16 protein-coding genes are annotated in these 20,321 nt (G+C 41.7%); 4 read left to right on the top strand and 12 right to left on the bottom strand.

Annotated elements, in window-relative coordinates:
- Nucleotides 1-36: 36 nt before the first annotated feature.
- A complete protein-coding gene (locus B4A24_RS20680; protein ID WP_293946863.1) occupies nt 37-951 on the top strand; it encodes a diacylglycerol/lipid kinase family protein in 915 nt (304 codons plus the stop codon).
- 197 nt (nt 952-1,148) lie between these two features.
- Here B4A24_RS20680 and B4A24_RS20675 read toward each other — a convergent pair whose 3' ends face one another.
- From B4A24_RS20675 to B4A24_RS20660, 4 genes are all read right to left on the bottom strand, one after another.
- The gene (locus tag B4A24_RS20675) at nt 1,149-1,811 is read right to left on the bottom strand and encodes a hypothetical protein (protein ID WP_293946862.1); all 663 of its coding nucleotides are present in this window, start codon (nt 1,809-1,811) and stop codon (nt 1,149-1,151) included.
- 6 nt (nt 1,812-1,817) lie between these two features.
- Complete coding sequence (locus B4A24_RS20670; RefSeq protein WP_293946861.1) at nt 1,818-2,177, bottom strand: GDP-mannose 4,6-dehydratase; 360 nt, start codon at nt 2,175-2,177, stop codon at nt 1,818-1,820.
- A 144-nt stretch (nt 2,178-2,321) separates the two neighbouring features.
- Complete coding sequence (locus B4A24_RS20665; RefSeq protein WP_293946860.1) at nt 2,322-2,753, bottom strand: hypothetical protein; 432 nt, start codon at nt 2,751-2,753, stop codon at nt 2,322-2,324.
- Between the two features lie 38 nt (nt 2,754-2,791).
- Nucleotides 2,792-4,090, bottom strand: a complete 1,299-nt coding sequence (locus B4A24_RS20660; protein WP_293946859.1) for a hypothetical protein — start codon at nt 4,088-4,090, stop codon at nt 2,792-2,794.
- Nucleotides 4,091-4,216: 126 nt separating this feature from the next.
- Here B4A24_RS20660 and B4A24_RS20655 point away from each other — a divergent pair, with 126 nt between their 5' ends.
- Nucleotides 4,217-5,620, top strand: coding sequence for a hypothetical protein (locus B4A24_RS20655; RefSeq protein WP_293946858.1), 1,404 nt, complete (start codon nt 4,217-4,219; stop codon nt 5,618-5,620).
- A 218-nt stretch (nt 5,621-5,838) separates the two neighbouring features.
- Here B4A24_RS20655 and B4A24_RS20650 read toward each other — a convergent pair whose 3' ends face one another.
- From B4A24_RS20650 to B4A24_RS20620, 7 genes are all read right to left on the bottom strand, one after another.
- Complete coding sequence (locus B4A24_RS20650) at nt 5,839-7,677, bottom strand: carbon starvation CstA family protein (protein WP_293946857.1); 1,839 nt, start codon at nt 7,675-7,677, stop codon at nt 5,839-5,841.
- A gap of 32 nt (nt 7,678-7,709) precedes the next feature.
- Nucleotides 7,710-9,359 (bottom strand): FAD-dependent oxidoreductase, encoded by a 1,650-nt coding sequence (locus tag B4A24_RS20645; RefSeq protein ID WP_293946856.1) that lies wholly within the window; start codon nt 9,357-9,359, stop codon nt 7,710-7,712.
- A gap of 4 nt (nt 9,360-9,363) precedes the next feature.
- Nucleotides 9,364-11,349: an FAD-dependent oxidoreductase gene (locus B4A24_RS20640; protein ID WP_422663681.1), complete on the bottom strand. Its 1,986-nt coding sequence runs from the start codon at nt 11,347-11,349 to the stop codon at nt 9,364-9,366.
- 35 nt (nt 11,350-11,384) lie between these two features.
- Nucleotides 11,385-13,076 carry a RagB/SusD family nutrient uptake outer membrane protein gene (locus B4A24_RS20635; RefSeq protein WP_293946854.1) on the bottom strand — a complete coding sequence of 564 codons (1,692 nt, stop codon included), beginning with the start codon at nt 13,074-13,076 and terminating at the stop codon, nt 11,385-11,387.
- 10 nt (nt 13,077-13,086) lie between these two features.
- A complete protein-coding gene (locus B4A24_RS20630; protein WP_293946853.1) occupies nt 13,087-16,128 on the bottom strand; it encodes a SusC/RagA family TonB-linked outer membrane protein in 3,042 nt (1,013 codons plus the stop codon).
- Nucleotides 16,129-16,191: 63 nt separating this feature from the next.
- The gene (locus tag B4A24_RS20625) at nt 16,192-17,274 is read right to left on the bottom strand and encodes a FecR family protein (protein WP_293946852.1); all 1,083 of its coding nucleotides are present in this window, start codon (nt 17,272-17,274) and stop codon (nt 16,192-16,194) included.
- 89 nt (nt 17,275-17,363) lie between these two features.
- A complete protein-coding gene (locus B4A24_RS20620) occupies nt 17,364-17,957 on the bottom strand; it encodes an RNA polymerase sigma factor (protein WP_293946851.1) in 594 nt (197 codons plus the stop codon).
- Between the two features lie 356 nt (nt 17,958-18,313).
- Between B4A24_RS20620 and B4A24_RS20615 the strand changes: the two genes are divergently transcribed.
- Both B4A24_RS20615 and B4A24_RS20610 read left to right on the top strand, forming a co-directional pair.
- The gene (locus tag B4A24_RS20615; RefSeq protein ID WP_293946850.1) at nt 18,314-18,643 is read left to right on the top strand and encodes a hypothetical protein; all 330 of its coding nucleotides are present in this window, start codon (nt 18,314-18,316) and stop codon (nt 18,641-18,643) included.
- 143 nt (nt 18,644-18,786) lie between these two features.
- Nucleotides 18,787-19,356: a DUF4382 domain-containing protein gene (locus B4A24_RS20610; RefSeq protein ID WP_293946849.1), complete on the top strand. Its 570-nt coding sequence runs from the start codon at nt 18,787-18,789 to the stop codon at nt 19,354-19,356.
- A gap of 208 nt (nt 19,357-19,564) precedes the next feature.
- Here B4A24_RS20610 and B4A24_RS20605 read toward each other — a convergent pair whose 3' ends face one another.
- The gene (locus B4A24_RS20605) at nt 19,565-19,933 is read right to left on the bottom strand and encodes a response regulator (RefSeq protein ID WP_293946848.1); all 369 of its coding nucleotides are present in this window, start codon (nt 19,931-19,933) and stop codon (nt 19,565-19,567) included.
- Nucleotides 19,934-20,321 lie beyond the last annotated feature (388 nt).

Here is a 20,321-nt window from a genome sequence, read left to right as displayed (position 1 = left end):
TGAAAACCAATCTCACGTACGCTTTGTTCAGGTGATATGAAAGAACATGGCAAAAAGGTAAGGCTAGTGCATAATCCCGCTGCTGGGGATGAAGACAATGGAAGCAAAGACGAACTATGTCAGCTGATCGAAGACCTTGGGCACCGTTGCACGGTAGTTACAAAAAAAGATGCTGTCAAAAAGATCCATCCAGAGACAGATCTCATTGCCTTGGCCGGAGGTGATGGTACCATAAAAATGACCATTATGGCACTGTTGGAAAAAAAACTACGATTCAAAAGACCGATTGCTATCCTACCTCAAGGCACAGCAAATAATATTGCCAATTCTTTAGGTATCCCTTTGGACTGTAAACAGGCCATGCATCTATGGAAAAATTTTCAGCTTAAAAAATTTGATGTCGGAATGATGACAGGTTTAAGCAGAAAGCCGCTCCATTTTATAGAATCTATTGGTTTTGGTGTATTTCCTATACTAATGGAGAAAATGGACAAAAAAAACACGCACGCTGCCAGTGCTGATGATGAGATCAGGATTGCGCTCCAGCAGCTTCAAAAGCTAGCTTTGACATTTCCGGGAAAAGTGCTTAATCTTGCGACCGCTGCCGGTAACATTAAAGCGGAATGCATCATGGTTGAAGTCATGAACATTGCTAGCATGGGACCTAGACTGGTGTTAGCTGAAGATGCGGACCCCGGAGATGGACAATTTGATATTGTAATCGTGACCACCGATCAGCGTCAGGAACTGGTTGACTATATAGATGGGCTATTGAATGAAAAAAATGTGGACTTTAATATCAAACCCATTAGAGCCAACCGGATATCTATGGAATGGCAGGGAACAGAGCTGCACATTGATGATGAATGTAAGGACTATAGTGGGCAGCAACTCAAGATTTCATTGCTCAATAGCTTGGTCGAGATCGTTGTAGGAGAAATTGATCCCTGAAGTTTAAAATGAATAATAAAAAATTAGATGCTATCTAGTTATGATTCAAAATCTTTTAATTGACAGTAATCGGTTTTTAATCGAGCTATTGACAAAAAAGCATTTATATCCTCTTCGAATTCCACGAGAAATAATATCAACTTGCCAATTTCCTTATTGTAGGGAAATTTTTGACACGTGTGGCTTGCCAAATATGTTTAGAATATTTCCTCGAAAAACTGTTGATAACTCTCTGTGCAGGCGATAACAGCCTCCCGAATCCCAATTGGTTGCCATCCCAGTTCATTGGTCGCTCTACTAATATCTGTTTTTCTTCTGACCATTTCCAACAGAACTGGTTTTAACTCTGGTCTAACTTGGGCGAGCATTCTTGTTATAAAGTTAGGAAATTCTGCCGTAGGAATTTTTCGTTCCGGAAATTGTTCCTTAAGAATAATTGCAACGTTCTTAAGGGTTAAATATCCTGATGAAGCAATATACCTGTTTCCCGCCGCTTGTGGGTATTCCATCGCTCGAATAAGCAAATCAGTTACGGATCGTACATCGACGATATCAAAACCAATCTTTGGTAAAGCGCGATAACTTCTACTTAATAAAACGACAATGATCTCTGCCGAAGTACCGTAGTCCTTTTCGATAACTGGCCCTAGAATAGCGCCAGGACAAACAGTGACTAATTCGAAGGAGTTCGGATTGTTTTCAATAAAATCCCAGGCCGCCTTTTCTGCGATCGCCTTGCTTTTATAATAAGGGGTTAGATCTCCTTTGCTGTTGCTGTCGGTCCAGTCCTTTTCAGTGAAAACTTTATTGGGGTCTTTCACTGACCGTCCATAGGCGACAGCGGCGAGCGAAGAAGTCATCACCACTCACGCAACTTGGTTGTGTGCGGCGGCTTTTAGGATATTTAAAGTGCCGTTTTTAGCCGGCAGTATAAGTTCATCTTCATTTTTTTGCAGTGTCGCAGGGAAGGGCGATGCTATATGCTGAATAAAATCAACACCTTGAGCAAGGTCATTCCAGATACTATAGTCGTTTAAATCAGCCACCGCAAAACTTAATTTATCCAAGTGAGCGGTATGCTGCCCGATCACCTGTTTAATCGATGTGATCTTCTCTTCCTTACGCAGGGTTCCAATCACTTGATAACCTTTATTCAACAAGTGGATCGCGGTATGGGCGCCTAAAAAACCGGTGATGCCCGTCAGTAATACTTTCTTTGTGTCCATAACTTTTTTTTATAAAGTTCTGCCCAATGAAGCACTCCACAATTACCATTTGTTAAGAAATTACTTTACATTGAAAGCGACGATTCATTTATACATATAAATTGGTTGTGCGCAAATAATTTCAATAGATATTGGTTCAAAAATCTACTCTTTTACATAACGAATTTGGTACGCGGAATTGGGATCAGCCTGGCCAACAGCAACACTATATCCTACATCTCCAGCAACGCCTGTCATATGGAATTCCCTAAATCCACCCGTCGTGCCTGTAACAAGATAATTTCCTTCTCTTCCAATTGAAGGTCCCGGCGTATTTTCATTATGATAAGCCTCGGCAAAAACAAAGAATAAAAAATGATGCCGATTCACTCCCGGATTATTTTGCGTCTTGAAAAACATTCCTAAATTAGTCGCCGATGTACCTCCATCAAATGTATCAATATAGTGCGCAGGATCCCAGCTATTCACATTATGAGGATTATCAACACCATTGGGTCCTGTATGATCCATCAATGTGTTCACCTCCGCTTCAGTTGGGATCCGCCATGTTCCTGCAGGAGCTACCATTACTTTCAACCGGATAGGAAGTTCTTAATCACTTAAGTAGGCGGAGATCAAAAAATAATCTCCCTATTACCTAAGCCTCTTAAACGCGTATTTCTAACAAAACCAGCTCCCTTAAAGCGATACTGTACACCTACTATCTCAGTAGGTACATTTTTGATTATGGTGCTGTATACTAGTTTATGATTAATCCAAAATCTGATTTGTTGATTTTTACAGTCTATTTTCAATTTATTCCATGACAAGAGATTACAACCAAATCCACTGAGGTCATCCCGTTTGCTATCGGTATAAAAACCGCCCGCAGTAAGGGCAATGTCCCCAATGCATGCAGTATTCACAAGTGGAACAATAATAATATCGTTTTTAGACTGCAACAGTATTTCTACACGCTGACACATATTGCCGCCGGTACTTGGCCCCGTCTTTACATCGGTTTCAAAACTAAAATTATTGGTCATAATTCCCGTTTTATCCTTTTGGTTGTAAAGTCTTATTGGAAGGGCACCATGTAAGAAATCCATCTTATAGCTTTTTAACAGACTCTCACTAAGCGCAATCTCATCGGACTTTATAATATCAGACTTCTTGAAATACAAAGGTTCTTTGCCTCCATCGCCGGCTATCAAGCCCAACCATCCATCTGTTTTGATTTGTATATCATGTTCACGGACAATTTTATTTCCAATCATCAATTTTGCCCGAAAATATCCTGGATAATAGTATATGGCAGAGTGATGTTTACCATCCCTGTCCACCTGTATTTTGCGACTCGTATCCCAGCTTTGCGCAATAAATATAGCATCTTCCTTGTTCGCCGCTGAAGCATCATAATCAAATACGACCGAGTTGGGCAAGCCTTGTGTCAACATTGTCTTTGATGAAAAATGGAAATCGGCATTATTAACTTCCTGTTTTTTAAGAATAAACCTATTGGTAAAAAATCCCATCAAGGCTAGCATTACAACACCTAAAACAAGCTTAAAAAATAAATACTCATATTTTTTACCGCTTACCACTAGGTTTTCAAAAACTGCTTTTTTAGGAGCATCATCTTGCAAAGACCGTTTTTGGATACAGGCGTTGCGAAAGCTCCGCCAGTCTTCATAACCAATAAACTGCGCCATTGTATTCAAGGTCGTCATAGCGGGTGTGCTTTGATAGTCAACCCGACCAAAAACCCGTTTTAGCGTAGAAACGCTAAGCATTACTCCTGTTTCGCGCTGAATTTTTTCCGAAAGCCTTTCAAAATCAGCAGTGCTCCAACCAGACGTTTCACCCCATTCAAGCTGATTTTCAAGTGATTTCTTAAGAAAAAGAAACAATTCTGACTGATCCGGATCTACCATAATTCACTATATATCAAATGCTTAGATTTAAAAATTCAACTTGAACAAACTTGAATAAACTTGACACGAAGTTGCACGCACTGAAACGGTGTCTAAGCACTAAATTTATTAAAAAACTTTATTAACATGAAAAAAATAATTTTGATAGTAGGTATATTTTTGACTGTATTATTCAAAAGTTACGCCCAAGAAAAGAAAATCAAAACATCGGAAGCAAAACACATCGCATTAAGCGCGGAAAAATGGACTTTTCAAAAAGGAAAAGTTGATTTTGTAAAGCATAAAGGACGTAATGCGATAAAAATAGAACCTGCCTCTGGCCCAGTAGTCATTAACGATTTGATGTTCAAAAATGGTACTATCGAGTATGATGTCATACCCGCAAAAAAGGAGTTTGCCTCTGCGATCTATTTCCATCGAAAAAATGAAAAAGAGCAGGAAATCGTTTATCTACGCGTCCCCAAAATGGCGGATCCATTTGCCAATGAGGGTATTCAGTATTGCCCTTATCTAGACGGCGTTAATATGTGGGATATGTATCCACAATATCAGGCTGCTGCACAAGCTAAAACAGAAGAATGGAATCATATTAAACTTGTAATTTCGGACATGCAGATGCAAGTATTTGTCAATAATAGCCTCCGACTGACAATTCCTAAACTGGAAGGTCGTGAAAGCGATGGAAGTATCGCCTTCGACGGCGAATCATATATCAGTAATATTGAAATAAAACCCAATGAAACCGAAAATTTGTCGCAAATAGAAGGTGCTGACCTGACTAGACATGAATCGAATTATATCAGAAACTGGTCAGTGGTTGAGCCTACGGTGTTAGAAGTAGGAAGAGAGCCGACTACTTTCCGTGATCTACCAAAAGATGAATCTTTTATAGAAAAAATAGCGGCAGAAAGATATGGACTGGTCAATCTTACTCGCCGCTTTGGCGGTAGTGAAAAACGCAGGCTCGTTTGGTTAAAAGCTGTTATCACCACGAAAAAAGCGACAGAGACAAATCTTCAACTCGGGTTCTCAGATGAGATATGGCTTTATCTCAATGATCAAATCACCTTTACAGACAAAAATATTTTCAGACAGAATATGAAAAAATATCCGGAAGGTAGGATATCAGTACAAAATGGAAATACTCGTCTGAAACTCAAGCAGGGGGAAAATCAATTGCTTCTAGGAGTATCAAATGACTTTTATGGTTGGGGAATAATTGCACGTTTGGAAAGTATGGAAGGAATTACCGCAATCGAACCCTATAAAACTAAAAAATATACCATCGAAAACATTGATCGATACTTAGGTACATATGCGGCAGAAGTTGCCCCTGCTGTGAAGTTGAGCTTCGGACAAAAAGATGGAAAGCTAGTATTACATACCTCCGAGCAAGACAGCGTGCCTTTAGATTATATCGGGAACGACCTTTTTAAAGTGGGCCTCGGGATCGAATTACAATTTATCCCATCTTTAAAGCAAGTAGTACGGATAGAAAACGGATTTGAAATGAGATTTGTAAAAGAATAATAGATTTGGAATTCGAGAAGAAAGTGAAGTTCAGTAGACATTTCACTTTCTTCTGATAAGCAAAATACAACCAATACTGGCATGTGATAGCTTTCCTGTTACGCACAATATGATCTAGAAAGCTGTTACTATCATAGCCTATATCGACCTCACATTTTTACATTAAGTGATCATATTACTATAAATGTAGAATTTGCTCGGACTGTAACCGTGCTAATTTAGCGCTCTACCAAAGTTTTTACCGATTCGCCATTTTGGTCGATAAATGTGGTCTCCTTTTTAAATAACTGATACCACTTTCGGAATGTACCCATAAAAACAAGCATCATCAATAGCATAGCCAATATTGCCAATGAAGCTAATAGCAGCTGCCCCTTGGGTAAATAAATATCCACTACCTGCAGATATCCGGCCCAAAAGGTAATCCCAGCCATAAATACGCCCGGTATGGCTGTAAATAAAGCATATTTTCCTCTATTCATCCGAATAAGCATCGTCGTACAGACGATAAGCCCACAGGCAGCCAAGAGTTGATTACTGATGCCAAATAATGGCCAGATACTGCTTACATTGCCGGTAAAAACAAGATAGCCCCATGAAAAAGTGAAAATAGCACTGCATAGCCAAACTCCCGGTTTCCAATCTTTGTCTTTAAAAGCTGGAAAAACATTCCCCAGCATTTCCTGCAAAAAAAATCGTCCGACCCGTGTCCCTGCATCGATGGCTGTAAGGATAAATACGGCCTCAAACATAATGGCAAAATTGTACCAATAAGCCATCACGTTGTCCATAAAAGGGATCTTATCAAAAATATGGGCCATCCCCACGGCCAGGGAAACTGCTCCGCCTGTACGGCCATGGAGGTCTACTCCAATCCGCTCTGAAAAATGCTGTAGATCCACAGCCTTTAATTCGGGATTCTGTGCCAGAAAATGCGCGTAGTCACTGACTGGGGTGTTGATTGCAAAATAGTCGCCCGGTAGCAGGGTACAGGCAGCAATTAAAGCCATTATGGCAACAAATCCCTCCACTAGCATCGCGCCGTAGCCCACAAAAAGGATCTCTCTTTCGGTACCCAACATCTTGGGTGTCGTACCCGTGGCAATAATCGCATGGAAGCCCGAAATCGCACCGCAAGCGATCACGATAAAAATAAATGGCAGCACAGGCCCCCCGATCACGGGGCCTCCGCCATGGATAAAATTGGTCAGGGCGGGCATCTGTATCGTCGGATGCACAAAGACAATGCCTACGGCCAACATCAGGATCGTACCGATCTTCAAATAAGTAGAGAGGTAATCCCGGGGAACAAGAAGCAACCAAATAGGGAGTACAGAAGCAAAAAATCCATAAATAGCAATCGCTATTGAAATGGTCTTGACATCCCAATCGAAAAGGTTGTATATCATAGGGATCTCCATCAAGCGATGCCCCGCAATAATGCCCACAATTAATAAAATGCCCCCCAATATACTGGCCAAGGTGACTGAACCGGCTTTATACCGCATCAATAGCCCCATAAATATGGCAATCGGCATGGTCAGAATAATTGTAAATAAGGACCAGGGTGCCTCATGCATGGCGCTGATACAGGCCAGGGAAAGGCCCGCTAATGTCAAGATCAGAATAAACAGAACGGCTATACCGGCTATTCCGCCGACAACTGGACCGATCTCCTTGGAGGCGATAGTCGCCAGGCTCTGCCCTTTGTGTCTAACCGAAGCAAATAGGACAACCATATCATGCACACCGCCGCCCAAGACACAACCGATCAAAATCCAGAGTGTCCCCGGAAGGTAACCAAACTGGGCCGCCAGCACTGGACCGACCAATGGCCCCGCCGCAGCTATGGCAGCAAAATGATGCCCAAACAACACCTTGCGATCCGTCTTAATATAATCGTGTCCATCGGCAAACTCGACTGCTGGGGTCGTAACGGCATCATTGAGACGGAGCACTTTCTGCGCCATAAAGACCCCGTAAAAACGGTAGGCGATCGCAAAAATTAAAATTGACGCAAAGACCAGCGTAAGCGCGTTCATATTATCTAAATCCATCCTATATTCAGGTATAATTCTATTACAATATATTATTTTTGTTCCAATATTTGCCCCGAATCCAGCAGTTGTTTTTTTAACAAGCCGTAGTCCACGTGTTGCACAACACCATCACTATCAATTGCTAAGATTGCTGCAGCACCTGCACTCTGCCCCAACACCATAAATACGGGCTCCATACGGATCGAACCAAAGGCAATATGTGAACTGGATAGGCAGACCGGGACGAGTAAATTGCGGCATTCATTGCTTTTTGGGATAATCGATCCATAAGAAATGGCATAAGGATGGGGCACATGAACACCAATATCCCCCTCATTCTGAACAAATCCTTCTTTGGTCACATAACGTTGGACATTGTGCGAATCCAGGGTATAGGAGCCCATACCGATCGGATCTTCCACACTGCGCTTGCCCAGGATATTGTGTTCGGTCGTCACATATTGTCCCAGCATCCGCCGGGCTTCTCGTATATATAATTGAAAGGGCCAATTGTCATTATCTTTAAATTCATCTTTTGCCAGCCCCCATCCGGCCATCTTCGTCCTGATTGCAGTAGGCACAGAAGGATCATTAGCCATAAAATAATATAGACCCTGCTGATACCTACGATGGGCTTCGATAATGGACCTACGTTCCGCATAGCCTGCTTCGGGGTAGCGATAATTCATCCCAATAAAATCAGTACTGAACGGACCGTGGTTATTGGCATCTGTCTTATGGTTGGGCACCAGATCAAATTTTTGAAAGGCTTCATCCCAGCCTGCTCGGAATAAACGTTGCAGCAGGACATAGTGCTGCGGGTCGTACCCCATTGGCTTGATGAAGGGCTTCCGATTACGGGCGTCATTAGTCAGGCACATGCGGAAACAATAGGCCTGCAGTTTCTGATCTGCCGCTCCATATTGCCCGGGATCTTGCTCCGAAACGCCAAATACCAGACCACTGCCCGGATCTCCTTCATGCTTATAGGGGCTAATCTGCGCCATAAAGTGATGTCGATGCTGAAAGACCCCGGTCTGAACGCCATTCCACTGCTCCCCGTAGGTCTGGTTGGCCTCCCTCCCGATCGTGTAACTTACTTTGGCCAGCGCCATCAGATCGCCCTCATAGGTGGCATCAATAAATATCTTCGCCTCATAGATCTTTCCGTCTAAAGTTTTGATGGATTTGATCATTGTGCCCTCTTTCGTAATGGCACGTTCCTGCCGATCTAAATAGGCTCCGCGGACGACATCAACCTGATGATCACTTACCCAGGAATTAAAAATACGCTCGGCTACATGGGGTTCAAAAATCCACATCGTCTGATGTGCACTGTCCATCGCAACGGTACCCTGCCCCCGATTGCCAAACGAGGTGCGGGATTGCCAATTCCAGCTCGATTGCTTGGCGTAATGGTTATACACATCCTGATAGAATTTTTTGGCCAGGCCGCCAATAACTGTTTTGTCACCGGTATCCGTAAAACCAAGTCCGCCTGAACTCAACCCACCTAAATGGTTATCTGGAGATATAACAATGACAGATTTGCCCGACTGCTTCACGTGCAATGCAGCAGTAATAGCGGCCGGAGTACCGCCATAAACCACAACATCTACCTTCTTGGTCGAATGTTGTGCCTCAACCTGATGAAAAATTAATACAAGTATTAATTCTAAACCTATTTTTATCTTTTTCATACGATCAATTTTGGTCTGAAACAGGTACCCATAATATAGCATTTGCGGCCAGTACTCCTTTCGCATTGGGCATAATTTCAACAAAAGGTTTGTTACTTCCTTTCTCAAACTCATATTCTCCCAGCTCTACCCAGGTACTTGTTGTCTGTCCCAAAATACTTACTTCCTTAAAATTTATATTTTTTTCGATACTTGTCTTCCCTGTATTAATAATAAATTTCCCCGTAACTGTACTTTCAGCAGTTTTGGGGAAATAGCTATAGAGTTTATATTTTCCCCCAGCAAAATCTTTTCCTGGAATGAAACGTGCTGCCGCTGCTGGATCATTGTCTACTTCCTGATAACTCATACCATAACCTTTTTTTGCGGATTTATGCCAAGCACCCTTCAAAGTAACCTGATCTTTATTTTCCACATGGATCAAATAATCGGCCCTACGGCCATCCGCCTTTGGGTTGTTACGCAATGTTTTTTGCACGCGTTTTATATCAACATCCTGAACGGTAGTTTTGTTGTCGATCGCCTCGCAGGCTGCCACAGCAGCGGACTGCCCCAGCACCATAAATACTGGCTCCATGCGAATGGAACCAAAGGCGATATGACTTGCCGACAGGCATACAGGGACCAGCAGATTGTTGATTTCTTCCTTTTTGGGAACGATAGCCCTGTAGGATATCGGAAAGGGAGAAAATCCGCCAACTTCAACATTACCTTCATTCTTGACCATACCATTGATAATCAATCGATCACAATTGTGCGAATCCATAGTATATGCGGCGTAGCCTACCCCATCGGACACGACTTCACGCCCCTGACAGTGGTTTTGTGTCATGACGACATCACCAATCATCCTTCGCGCTTCGCGGATATATAATTGTGGAGACCAATGCCCATTGTCAAGATATTCATCTTTGGGATAACCCCACTTTTTAAACTCCTTTCGGATTGACTCCGGCACAGAGCTATCATTCGCAACAAAATATAATAATCCTTTGGTATAGTCTTCGTGCGCCTTGATAATCTCCTTCCGCTCGAAATAATCCGCCTCGGGATAGCGCCAGTTCATGCCTATCATATCTGTTGAAAATCCATTTCTGTTATTGATATCTGTTTTTCCATTAGGCATCAAACTCCATATAAAGACATCTTGTATACTCTTCCATGGTTGAATTTCCTTTTGTCTTTTTAGGAGTTCATATTTGGACGCATCATAATTTTCAGGCTTGGAAATTGCTATCCTGTTATCAGGCACGTTGGTCAATGTAATCCGATAGTTATAAGCTTGGACCTTGGCGTCTCCCGTTCCATTTTCCTTTAAAGACTCATTATTTATACCCCATAAAATACCGCTTTTGGAATCCCCCTTTACTTTGTAGGGATCTACACCATCGGGAAACTGATGACCATCCAGCAATTGTACGCCGTTGATGGTCTCGCCATAGACGCTATTCGACTCGCGGCCCACATGATAAGATACGCCTGCTTTGGCCATGAGGTCGCCCTCATAGCTACAGTCCATAAATATTTTGGCCGCAATAATTATCTTTTTGCCGTCCCTACTTTCACTTGGAATTAGCGTAATCATTTTGATCGATCGATTTTTGGTGGTCACCTCTGTCAACCTATATCCCAAAAGCTGTTGCGTCTNNTGCGTCTGCGAATGCCGTAAATAATCCTTAAAAATAGATTCCGCAACTTTGGGTTCAAAGATCCATTGCTCAAAATTACCATAATGCTTACCCATTTTACGGTAAAAATCCAAAGCCAATCCGGTCACCACATATTTGTTCCCTATATCTGTCTGCCCCAATCCTCCCGAACTAAGTCCACCTAGCCTTGTCCCGGGGTCGATCAGCAAGACGGATTTGCCGGCCTGTGAAGCGGTATAGGCAGCGATCACACCCGCAGAAGTGGCTCCATAAATACATAAATCTACCTGCTTGTCGGCTTGACCCTTAACTATCTGCAAGAAAATAGTCAAAAGCCCCATAGTCGCTAAAAGTGTTTTTTTCATCATGTTTTGATTTAATAGCCTGGATTTTGCTCCAGATTTTTATTGGTTACAATTTCAATGTTCGGAATCGGCCAAAGATAATTCTTGTTCGGATCAAACTTACGAAGTTCAATGACACGCATATCTTTCTGATTGGCTACATTTTTATAATTCACGTAACTATCTGCATCGATCGTAGGCGCATTGGCGAGCAAACCTTTTGGAATGCGACCATAAAGGGTCGAATTCATAAATTTATCGGCTAGTTTCCAACGTCTCAAATCGACCAGGCGAAAGCCCTCGTTGGCCAATTCATAAAGTCTTTCTTTTCGTACGATCTCGCGCAGTTCAACTTGTGTTTTACCGCTTGGGATTGCTGGCATGTCGACGCTAGGGCGTTGCCTAATACTATTGATCGCATCATACACCGTTTGGTCTGCTTTATTGCTCTCGATCATCGCCTCAGCGTAAATCAATAATACCTCAGCGTATCGACTCTGAATGATATTTAGTTCTGACTCCATGGTAAAATCCTTGTCCTTGATGTCGACATATTTTTTCCAGCAATAGCCCGAAAAGCTTGCGTAAGCATTGATCGCATCCTCATTTTTAATCCGAGCAGGTAAAGATCTATTGTAAGAATAATTCCAACAAGATACACTATCCTTATGGGTTTCAAACTGAAAACCAAAAAATGTGGTACCAGGAAGTGCAATAGTATACCCAAGGCGCGGATCCCGATTGACGAAAGGGTTTTTAGGATCGTATTTGGCGGACTTATCGATGGCAAGTCCGTCGGTACAAAGGTAGCTATCCACAATGGATTGGGATGGAATTTTATTGGAAGTGCCCTGTGCGTTGCGAGACAGAAATCCGCGCGTAGTACTATGGGTCTTGGTTTTTTGTAAGCGTAAATATTGAAAAGCAAAAATAATCTCTTTAGATGCCTCTCCATCATATGTAAACAATTGGCCGAAGTCGGTGTGTAACGCATATACTTTCAGGTCCATGATTTCTTTAGCAGAACGCGCTGCTTCTTCCCATAACCCATTATTAAGTGCTGCCCGAGCCCGTATGGCCAAAGCCGCTCCTTTGGTAGCACGTCCTACATCTGCGGAGCCATAGCTCACCGGTAAGTTAGCTGCCGCTTCAGCGAGCTCTTTGAGAATGAAAGCTGCGACTTCAGCTTTAGCCGTTTTGGGAATATTGGCATCCGCCAGAGTCAGGCTGCTCGTTACCAAAGGTACTCCACCAAAATAATCGATTAAATATTGGTAGACATAGGCCCGGATAAATTGTGTCTCAGCCTTATAGCGCTGCTGAAGATTGGCATCCATCTTCCCATCCAACTTCTGGATATTGTCCAAAATAAAATTGCATTTGCCAATCACCTTATAGGAGTTGGTCCAGATATTCCGAATATAACCATTGTTACTATCGTGATCTCCCCTTCCTACTGCTTGTAGATCAGAGGTATTACGATCCCAGCCGATATCTGTGGCATCATCAAGTGTCAGGTTGATGGGCATATCATCCGTAGGGTGAAATGCCAAGGCACTGTACAAACCGTTGACAACCAAAGTCAATTCATCCTGACTTTTCAAATAATTTTCGTCCGAAGGGCCATCCAATGGAGATCTATCCAGGTATTTTTCACATGCCCCCACTAAAAATAGGACAGCAATACATGCAATATATAAAGCGAGTTTATTTAGAGTTTTCATAATCCAAAGTTTATAATGTAATATCCAGTCCAAAAGAATATACTTTGACCTGTGGGTAAAAATTACCATAACCCACTGGCGCCTCAACGTCATATCCATTCCAAAACTTGTCTACGCTGAATAGGTTTGAGCCATTGACAAATACCCGGAGCCTGTTCAGTCCGATAGACTTTAGCAGGTCTGCCTGAAACGTATAGCCGAGCTGCAAATTCTTCAGCCGAAGGTAGGCGGCATTTTTCATCCAAAACTGGGAGGATTGCTGGTTGTTATTCTGCCCGAAAGCTAAGCGCGGATATTTGGCCGTGGTATTGTCAGGTGTCCATCGGTCTTTATTGTCCTCACGGATCGTACCGCCAATTGCCCCGGTTGTTGTAAAAGGCTGGATACCGGCACCATAGAGGTAACCATCGGCTTTCCCCACACCCTGTAACAGAAAACTGAGGTCGAATCCTTTGAAACTTAAATTGGAATTGAGCGAATAGGTATATCGTGGAATCGTACTCCCGATGATGACCTTATCGGACTCATTGACCATGCCATCGCCATTTTGATCGCGATATTTGAGGTCACCCGGAGCCAAGGTACCAAACTGTGTGGCATGTGCTTTCACTTCGTCGGTAGTCTGAAAAAAACCTTCCGAAAGATAACCAAAGATGGAATTAATGGGATAGCCTTCGCGATTGACGGTCAAACCAGTCTGATTGATTCCCCGCATATCCAACACTTTGTTTTTGACATCAGAAAGGTTAAACGTAAAATTATATTTAAAGGCTTTGCCAGGATCACTCCGATAGCCCATGGAAAGTTCCCAACCTTTATTTTCGACAACTCCCGCATTTTGATACGGTTTGTTCAATCCAATAATCAGTGGGATATCCAGTTGGAGTAATATGTCGCTGGTTTTCCGATTATATAGATCGGCCGTAATGGTCCAGCGCTTAAATAAGATGAGATCAATACCGATATTTTTTTCCTCGGTTGACTCCCAGGTAATATCGGGATTGGACATATCATTTAGTGCTGCTGTATTGACGATACCATTGCCCAGCGTGTATGATCCGAGGTTCAATGATGCCACCGCTGGATAAGTCCCAATATTCTGATTTCCCAATTTCCCCCATGACGCCCTAATTTTCCCTTCCGTCAGCCAGCTTTTAGATGTGGCCAGGAATTCCTCTTCGGAAAAACGCCATCCGGCTGATGCCGAAGGGAAAAATCCATAGCGGTTGCCTTTGGCAAACCTGGAGGAGCCATCATAACGTGCATTAAGCTCCAAAAGATAACGATCTTTGAAAACGTAATTGATACGGGAAAATAAGGATTGTAATGCCCACTCAGAAGCGCTTCCAGTAGCTGACTGATTCAGTGCAGACCCGGCATTGAGCACTTCATAGTCAGGGAGCACATAGCTGTCTCTGAATCCCTGGGTATAATCAATCTTATAATCTTCCCGTGAACCACCGACCAATGCCTTTAACTGATGTGGACCAAAATCCTTGTTGAGCGTCAGGGTGGCTCTCATATTATTAAAAAGTTCCTGACTATTGTATTGGGTAAGTGCCGTGCGGACCGGAACTGAAAAGCTCGGCGTGCCGTTTGGGAAATACGACTGTACTGCTTTTCTGAAATTCTTGTTGACCTGGGTCGCATATTTCGGTGCATAATTGACCTCAGCAGTCAACCATGCTTTGGGTTTATAGATCAATGAAGCGTTGATACTGCCAAATGGGCTTTTGTTGGTGGCAACACCGCCATCGGCCGCCGCCGAAACAGGATTATTTCCATTCCAGCCCAGCCCCCATGTGCCGTTGGAATTTCTAAAGGATTGATTGGCCGGAATGCTGCTCATCCACTGAAAAAGCTCTTCGATGCTAGCCGCAGGTGAGGTCACGATCGGATTGACGTATTGGAAATCAAATTTTAGGCCCAATTGATCTGAAAACTTAACATCCACGTTGTTGCGTATGGTATAGCGCTTAAACGAGCTATTCAGTGTCAAACCTTTTTGATCGAAATAACCGACAGACGTCAGCATTTTCACCTTGTTTGTTCCGGAATTGACCGTTAGGAAATGGCTTTGCTGGAATCCATTTCCCTGCAATGACTCCTTTTGCCAATCTGTATTTGGATACTCATCAGAACTGCCGTTGCCTTGGTTGCGATATGCGGCAATGATATCTTCGGGATACAGTGGGCTTGCTCCAACATTAGTATAGGCTTCATTTGTCAAGAGCATATGATCCAATGCATTGACAATCTTGGGCATATTGGTTGCCGACTGCCAGCCAAAATAATTATTGTACGCTATCGCGACTTTATCGGAACTCCCTCTTTTGGTCGTGACTAAGATGACACCATTGGCCGCCCGAGAGCCATAGATTGACGACGACGCTGCATCCTTTAATATCGAGATATTCTCGATCAAATTGGGATCTATATTATTAATAGAGCCTTCGATTCCGTCAATTAATACCAAAGGTGCTGCATTGCCGAGTGTACCAATACCCCGAATACGGATATCAGCGCCGTCTGCCCCCGGCTTTCCTGAACGCTGCGTAACAGTCACTCCCGAGGCCATGCCCTGAAGGGCTGAAGAGGTTTGCCCGGCAGGTCTATTGTTCAAATCATCACCCGATACAGCGGATACTGCACCTGTCAGATTGACTTTTTTCTGCGTCCCGTAACCGACGACAACAACTTCGTCCATCATTCCGGTGTTTGATTTCAGGCGAATGAGTACGGTATTTTTGCTGGTCGCCGTTGCCACAAAATGCTTAACCGAATCGGTATCGTATCCGAGATGGTGTGCATAGATCGAGTAATTTTCGCCAGCAAGCAGTGGAGCCAAAACAAACAATCCATTGTTATCGGCTACAAAATGGAGTTTTTTGCTGGTCTTTTCATGGATAAGATCAATAGTAGCGCCTGGCAATGTATTGCCTTCATTGTCTACTATTTTACCATTTACTTTCAGGTTAGATTGCGCAAATCCTACAGAAAAGTATGGAAATAGCAATCCCACGAGCATTAATTTGATTAGAATATGCTTCATAATTGTTTACAGTTGGTTATTCTGATTTATATATTGATTATTTTGCGTTGGGTTGGTTCTATCCTACTGTACGTCCTCCTTTCTTCCCGAATTACTGATGTTGACAATGCCATTGTTCACCTGGAATGTACAACTGTTCAATTGACAGAAACTTGTTAAGAAATTCACCAAAGGTTCCTTACTATTTAAGCTGCCTGTGAATGAACTATTCAATAAATAGGGACTATCACAGATAATCGACACATCATAGAGGCTCTCGATTACTCTTAACAGCTGAACGTTTTTGGTTTGGTTGAATTTGACGGATTGATTGCTCCACTCTACATTGGCGGTAAGATTTGGAATGAGCCTCCTCAACGCTTTATCCACCCGAGCTGGATGAGATTTTGTCAATTCGGGCTCAGAAAACTTAATCATCTGCTGGAGATTTAAATTGATCAATACTTCCTCTTTTGGTTTGAGGTATATTAAGCTTCGGCTGTCCGCGGCAAGTGGTCCTACAGCGATTTTACCTTCCATTAATTTTATCAGTACATGATCGTTATCCTTGGGATCTACGCTAAATATTGTCCCCAAAGCAGTCGTCAAATAACCTTTGTAATTGACCTGAAACGGGGCTTCCTTGTTTTTATGCACCTTGTAGACGACACGTCCTTGCAACTGCTGTACTTTACGGCTGTCTGGTTTATTATATTCAAAACCGATTTTCGCCTGTGGATAAAGGATAACAGTGCTGCTATCTGGAAGCAGCTCATAGACCGTGTATGTATTTTTATTTTCATACCAAATTATACGATCATCTGGTAGCGTAGAGGATTTTTTTACATAAAGTACCGACAGTACGCATAGCAGCACTGCGGCACAGGACGCCCATGCCCAAAAACGCATTCTTCGTAGGACTGTGCGTTTAGGAGGGTCTATGGTATAGATATTTTCTAATATTTTCAGATGAACACTTTTCAAGTCAGGCAATGGGATCTGCTGGAGCTGCTGCGTTTCATCCTGGTCTAGTATCTCCGCTATCCATGATTCAAGAAGCACAGTATCCGCCTTCACCATTTCATCAAAGAAAGACTCGTAATACTGCGCCTCCAATCGGTTGTGGATATACGCAAACAATTGATCTTTAAAGGTATTCTCTTTCAAAATTATCTATAATTAGTTCAACACATTGCTGTATTGTACTTCTCTATACGCTTGGTAGAAAGAATCACACTATTGCTTTTTCATTTTTTTTATAAATTGAATAAAAAAGCCGCAAAAAGGCTGATTATATATTCGTCACGATAATTTTTTTGGATATATTCCTTGATATCTTTGAGTGCACTGACCAACTGATTGCTGACGGTAGAAACAGAAATACCCAGCATATCCGCGATCTCCTTGTAGCTTTTATCCTCAAATTTATTGAGCATCAGAATCTCTTTTCGCTTAGGGCTCAATGAGTCAATAGCTTTTGACAATATCTGCTGTTTATCTTTTAAAAACAGTTTTTCTTCGGTATGGTAATACAATTCTATCGCTGAAGCCCATACTTCCAATTGAAGTGCTTTGTCCCGTTGCACTTTTCGAAAAAAATCCATGGCTAAATTATCGGAAATATGGTTAAGAAAAGAGACAAATCCTTTGGTGGGATCAATGCTTTCCCGATGAAGCCATATTTTAGTAAATACGTCCTGAAGAATCTCCTCCGCAATACTCTGATTTTTAACCAAGCGGATCAATCTGACATAGATCTTGGGAGAATATTGGAAATAAATTTCATTAAATGAATCAAGATCTCCATTTTTGAGTTTTTCGAGTTTAGCAATTTCTTTAGGAGATTTCATTTGGTATAATTCATATAATTGATACGAACGACGTACTTAATGTAAAGATAAATTTTACTAAATCAAAATCATTAATACCCAAATAAAAAATTTTATATCCCCAACATTCAACTCCCTTCCAATATCGCCGTCCATAGGTAAACTACATCACGACTTGTAAAAAGACAAGGATTTAGACGTAGGTGGCTTTGTCGTCAAAAAGTGGAGACCTGGATCTATTCATAGAAAAAACTGCATATATGTGTATCTGAGAGATACTATAATGTTTGTTTAAGTTCGGTAAAAGATTTTTTATACGTAACTTACTGTAAACAAAGTCTGAGAAGAGTACTGAACATTTAAGTAAAATTTGGGGTATGAAGACTAAACATAACGCATATCTCCCAGTAGCCTGGGAATATAGGGAGAGTATCAACGAACAGATTAACACTAAAAACAGTGGCAAAATATTCTATTTTGAAGAGGATAAGAGACTCAGCGAGGCGCAGGGAACCATTGTTGAATTAAGAGAAGAAAGAAATAGCGGAGTCTTTATCGTGATGGAAGATGGACTTCAGATAAGAATAGACCGTATTATCACCCTTTTTGGAAAAATAGGCGCCGCCTATGACGAATACAGCGCATATGCGGATGCATGTATGGACTGTACAGGAGGTTACACCAAAGAAGAACTGGATGATATGTAACATCGGCGAACTATTGTTCATACCAAAGCATCATAAATTTTATAATGTAATTTTATTTAGCGGTACAGTTAGAAATAAATATTTTTTTGTTGAAACAAAATCAAACGATAAGTCTTTAGCTTTTGTTCCAACAAAAAAATAGTATGAGTTGTAATTCACCAAAGACGAAAGACAAATCTATTTATATACTTGCGACTCGTTTAAGGTATATCATAATCGTCGCACTTTTGACGTTCTTAGCTGCCTGTCATGATGATGATAGCCCGGCTGCTGAGCAAGCGCATTTAAAGGTAAAAATAAAAGATGCCACCAATCACTATGATGCACTTTACTTAAATATAGAACAGATATGGACCCGTACATCATCGGGAGCTGGAAAGATAGCAGCCAACAAAAGGTTAAATATCCTCTCCATAGAAAAAGATAGTCTCATCGCTGCTGGCCAAGTACCCCATGGTTCTATACACGAAGTGATTCTCCAATTAGCAGCTGAAGGAAATGAAATCGTGGTAGATGGATCTTCTCATAAGCTAGAAACTCCCGAAGGACGGTATATTCCAATCCTCATCCCAACTAACAATCAACTGATAGCGAATCAAATTCACACTTTGTTCCTTGAGTTTGATCTATCAAAATCTATCGAAAGAACAGAAAATGGTAAATACTTAATTAATCCGATCGTAGATACAGATCTGCGGCATAATACCCAGTAAAAGGGGTATTCCTTGATGCGCTATTCGTTATACACTGTTGCATGGTTTTCAGATTAATATAAGATTATTTATTTTCACCTCATCCTTAATTAAACTCACCATTGCTATTCTTGGTAATTCTAAGCCCACGTTTTCCTACGCAGAAAAGTCCTTTTGTATCACACCACAACATATTATCGCTAAACAAACATGATATTAGAAAAAATTCTTAATCATTGCTGGGGTTTCCAGAAACAGCGCTAATTATATCGTTTATATCAAATGGTTTTGGCAAATAAATGTCAGCACCAGCCTCAATTGCTATTTCTTTTGCATCCAGTTTTGCCGACATGCAAATGATCAATATTTTATTTAATAAAACATTTTTTCTAATCTCTTTAATCAGTCGATCACCTGAAAGTAACGGCATTGAGAGATCAACGATAAAAATATCGGGACAGTCTTCTATTAAGCGTGACAACACTTTTCGGCTGTCCGTTTCAGTTAATACTGTTGCATCAGTAAACTCCCGTAATACCATCGCTAACATATCGACTATATTACTGTCATCATCACAAATAAAGATTTTCTTATCCATATTTTTTATTAAACACAAAACAAATTGTCAGTTTGCTTTCCAATTTATCGGATCTCCAATTATTTAATCAAGCTGACAACGATGATTTCTTGTTTATTATCAGTAGAATGAATGTCGACTCAACAACCGTGCCCGCGATCGAGCTCGTTTCCGTACACTTAGCTCACACACGAAATTGTTACTTAACGCTTAGGAGTAATTTTCAGATAATACGCCTCTCAGTCGTTTATCAAATCTATTTGCATCCGGTAGGTATTTGCAGATCAAGTCGCCCGTTAATAAGTGTTGACAGAAGCAAAATAAGAAGAGAAAGCATACCGGTTCAATCTAACAAGGTAGTTTCCAGGTCGCAAATTTGGTAGAAATCAATGAGCCAGAAGAACTCTCT

This window comes from Sphingobacterium sp. UBA7249, assembly GCF_002472835.1.
Classification (GTDB): domain Bacteria; phylum Bacteroidota; class Bacteroidia; order Sphingobacteriales; family Sphingobacteriaceae; genus Sphingobacterium; species Sphingobacterium prati.
The sequence above is the reverse complement of the archived record's forward strand: the minus strand, read 5'-3'. Positions and strand labels throughout refer to the sequence as shown.

Excerpts from the sequence above, each read along its gene's own strand:
- B4A24_RS20680 (WP_293946863.1), top strand. The coding sequence starts at position 37 with ATGAAAGAACATGGCAAAAAGGTAAGGCTAGTGCATAATCCCGCTGCT.
- B4A24_RS20675 (WP_293946862.1), bottom strand. The coding sequence starts at position 1,811 with ATGACTTCTTCGCTCGCCGCTGTCGCCTATGGACGGTCAGTGAAAGAC.
- B4A24_RS20670 (WP_293946861.1), bottom strand. The coding sequence starts at position 2,177 with ATGGACACAAAGAAAGTATTACTGACGGGCATCACCGGTTTTTTAGGC.
- B4A24_RS20660 (WP_293946859.1), bottom strand. The coding sequence starts at position 4,090 with ATGGTAGATCCGGATCAGTCAGAATTGTTTCTTTTTCTTAAGAAATCA.
- B4A24_RS20655 (WP_293946858.1), top strand. The coding sequence starts at position 4,217 with ATGAAAAAAATAATTTTGATAGTAGGTATATTTTTGACTGTATTATTC.
- B4A24_RS20650 (WP_293946857.1), bottom strand. The coding sequence starts at position 7,677 with ATGGATTTAGATAATATGAACGCGCTTACGCTGGTCTTTGCGTCAATT.
- B4A24_RS20645 (WP_293946856.1), bottom strand. The coding sequence starts at position 9,359 with ATGAAAAAGATAAAAATAGGTTTAGAATTAATACTTGTATTAATTTTT.
- B4A24_RS20635 (WP_293946854.1), bottom strand. The coding sequence starts at position 13,076 with ATGAAAACTCTAAATAAACTCGCTTTATATATTGCATGTATTGCTGTC.
- B4A24_RS20630 (WP_293946853.1), bottom strand. The coding sequence starts at position 16,128 with ATGAAGCATATTCTAATCAAATTAATGCTCGTGGGATTGCTATTTCCA.
- B4A24_RS20620 (WP_293946851.1), bottom strand. The coding sequence starts at position 17,957 with ATGAAATCTCCTAAAGAAATTGCTAAACTCGAAAAACTCAAAAATGGA.
- B4A24_RS20615 (WP_293946850.1), top strand. The coding sequence starts at position 18,314 with ATGAAGACTAAACATAACGCATATCTCCCAGTAGCCTGGGAATATAGG.
- B4A24_RS20610 (WP_293946849.1), top strand. The coding sequence starts at position 18,787 with ATGAGTTGTAATTCACCAAAGACGAAAGACAAATCTATTTATATACTT.
- B4A24_RS20605 (WP_293946848.1), bottom strand. The coding sequence starts at position 19,933 with ATGGATAAGAAAATCTTTATTTGTGATGATGACAGTAATATAGTCGAT.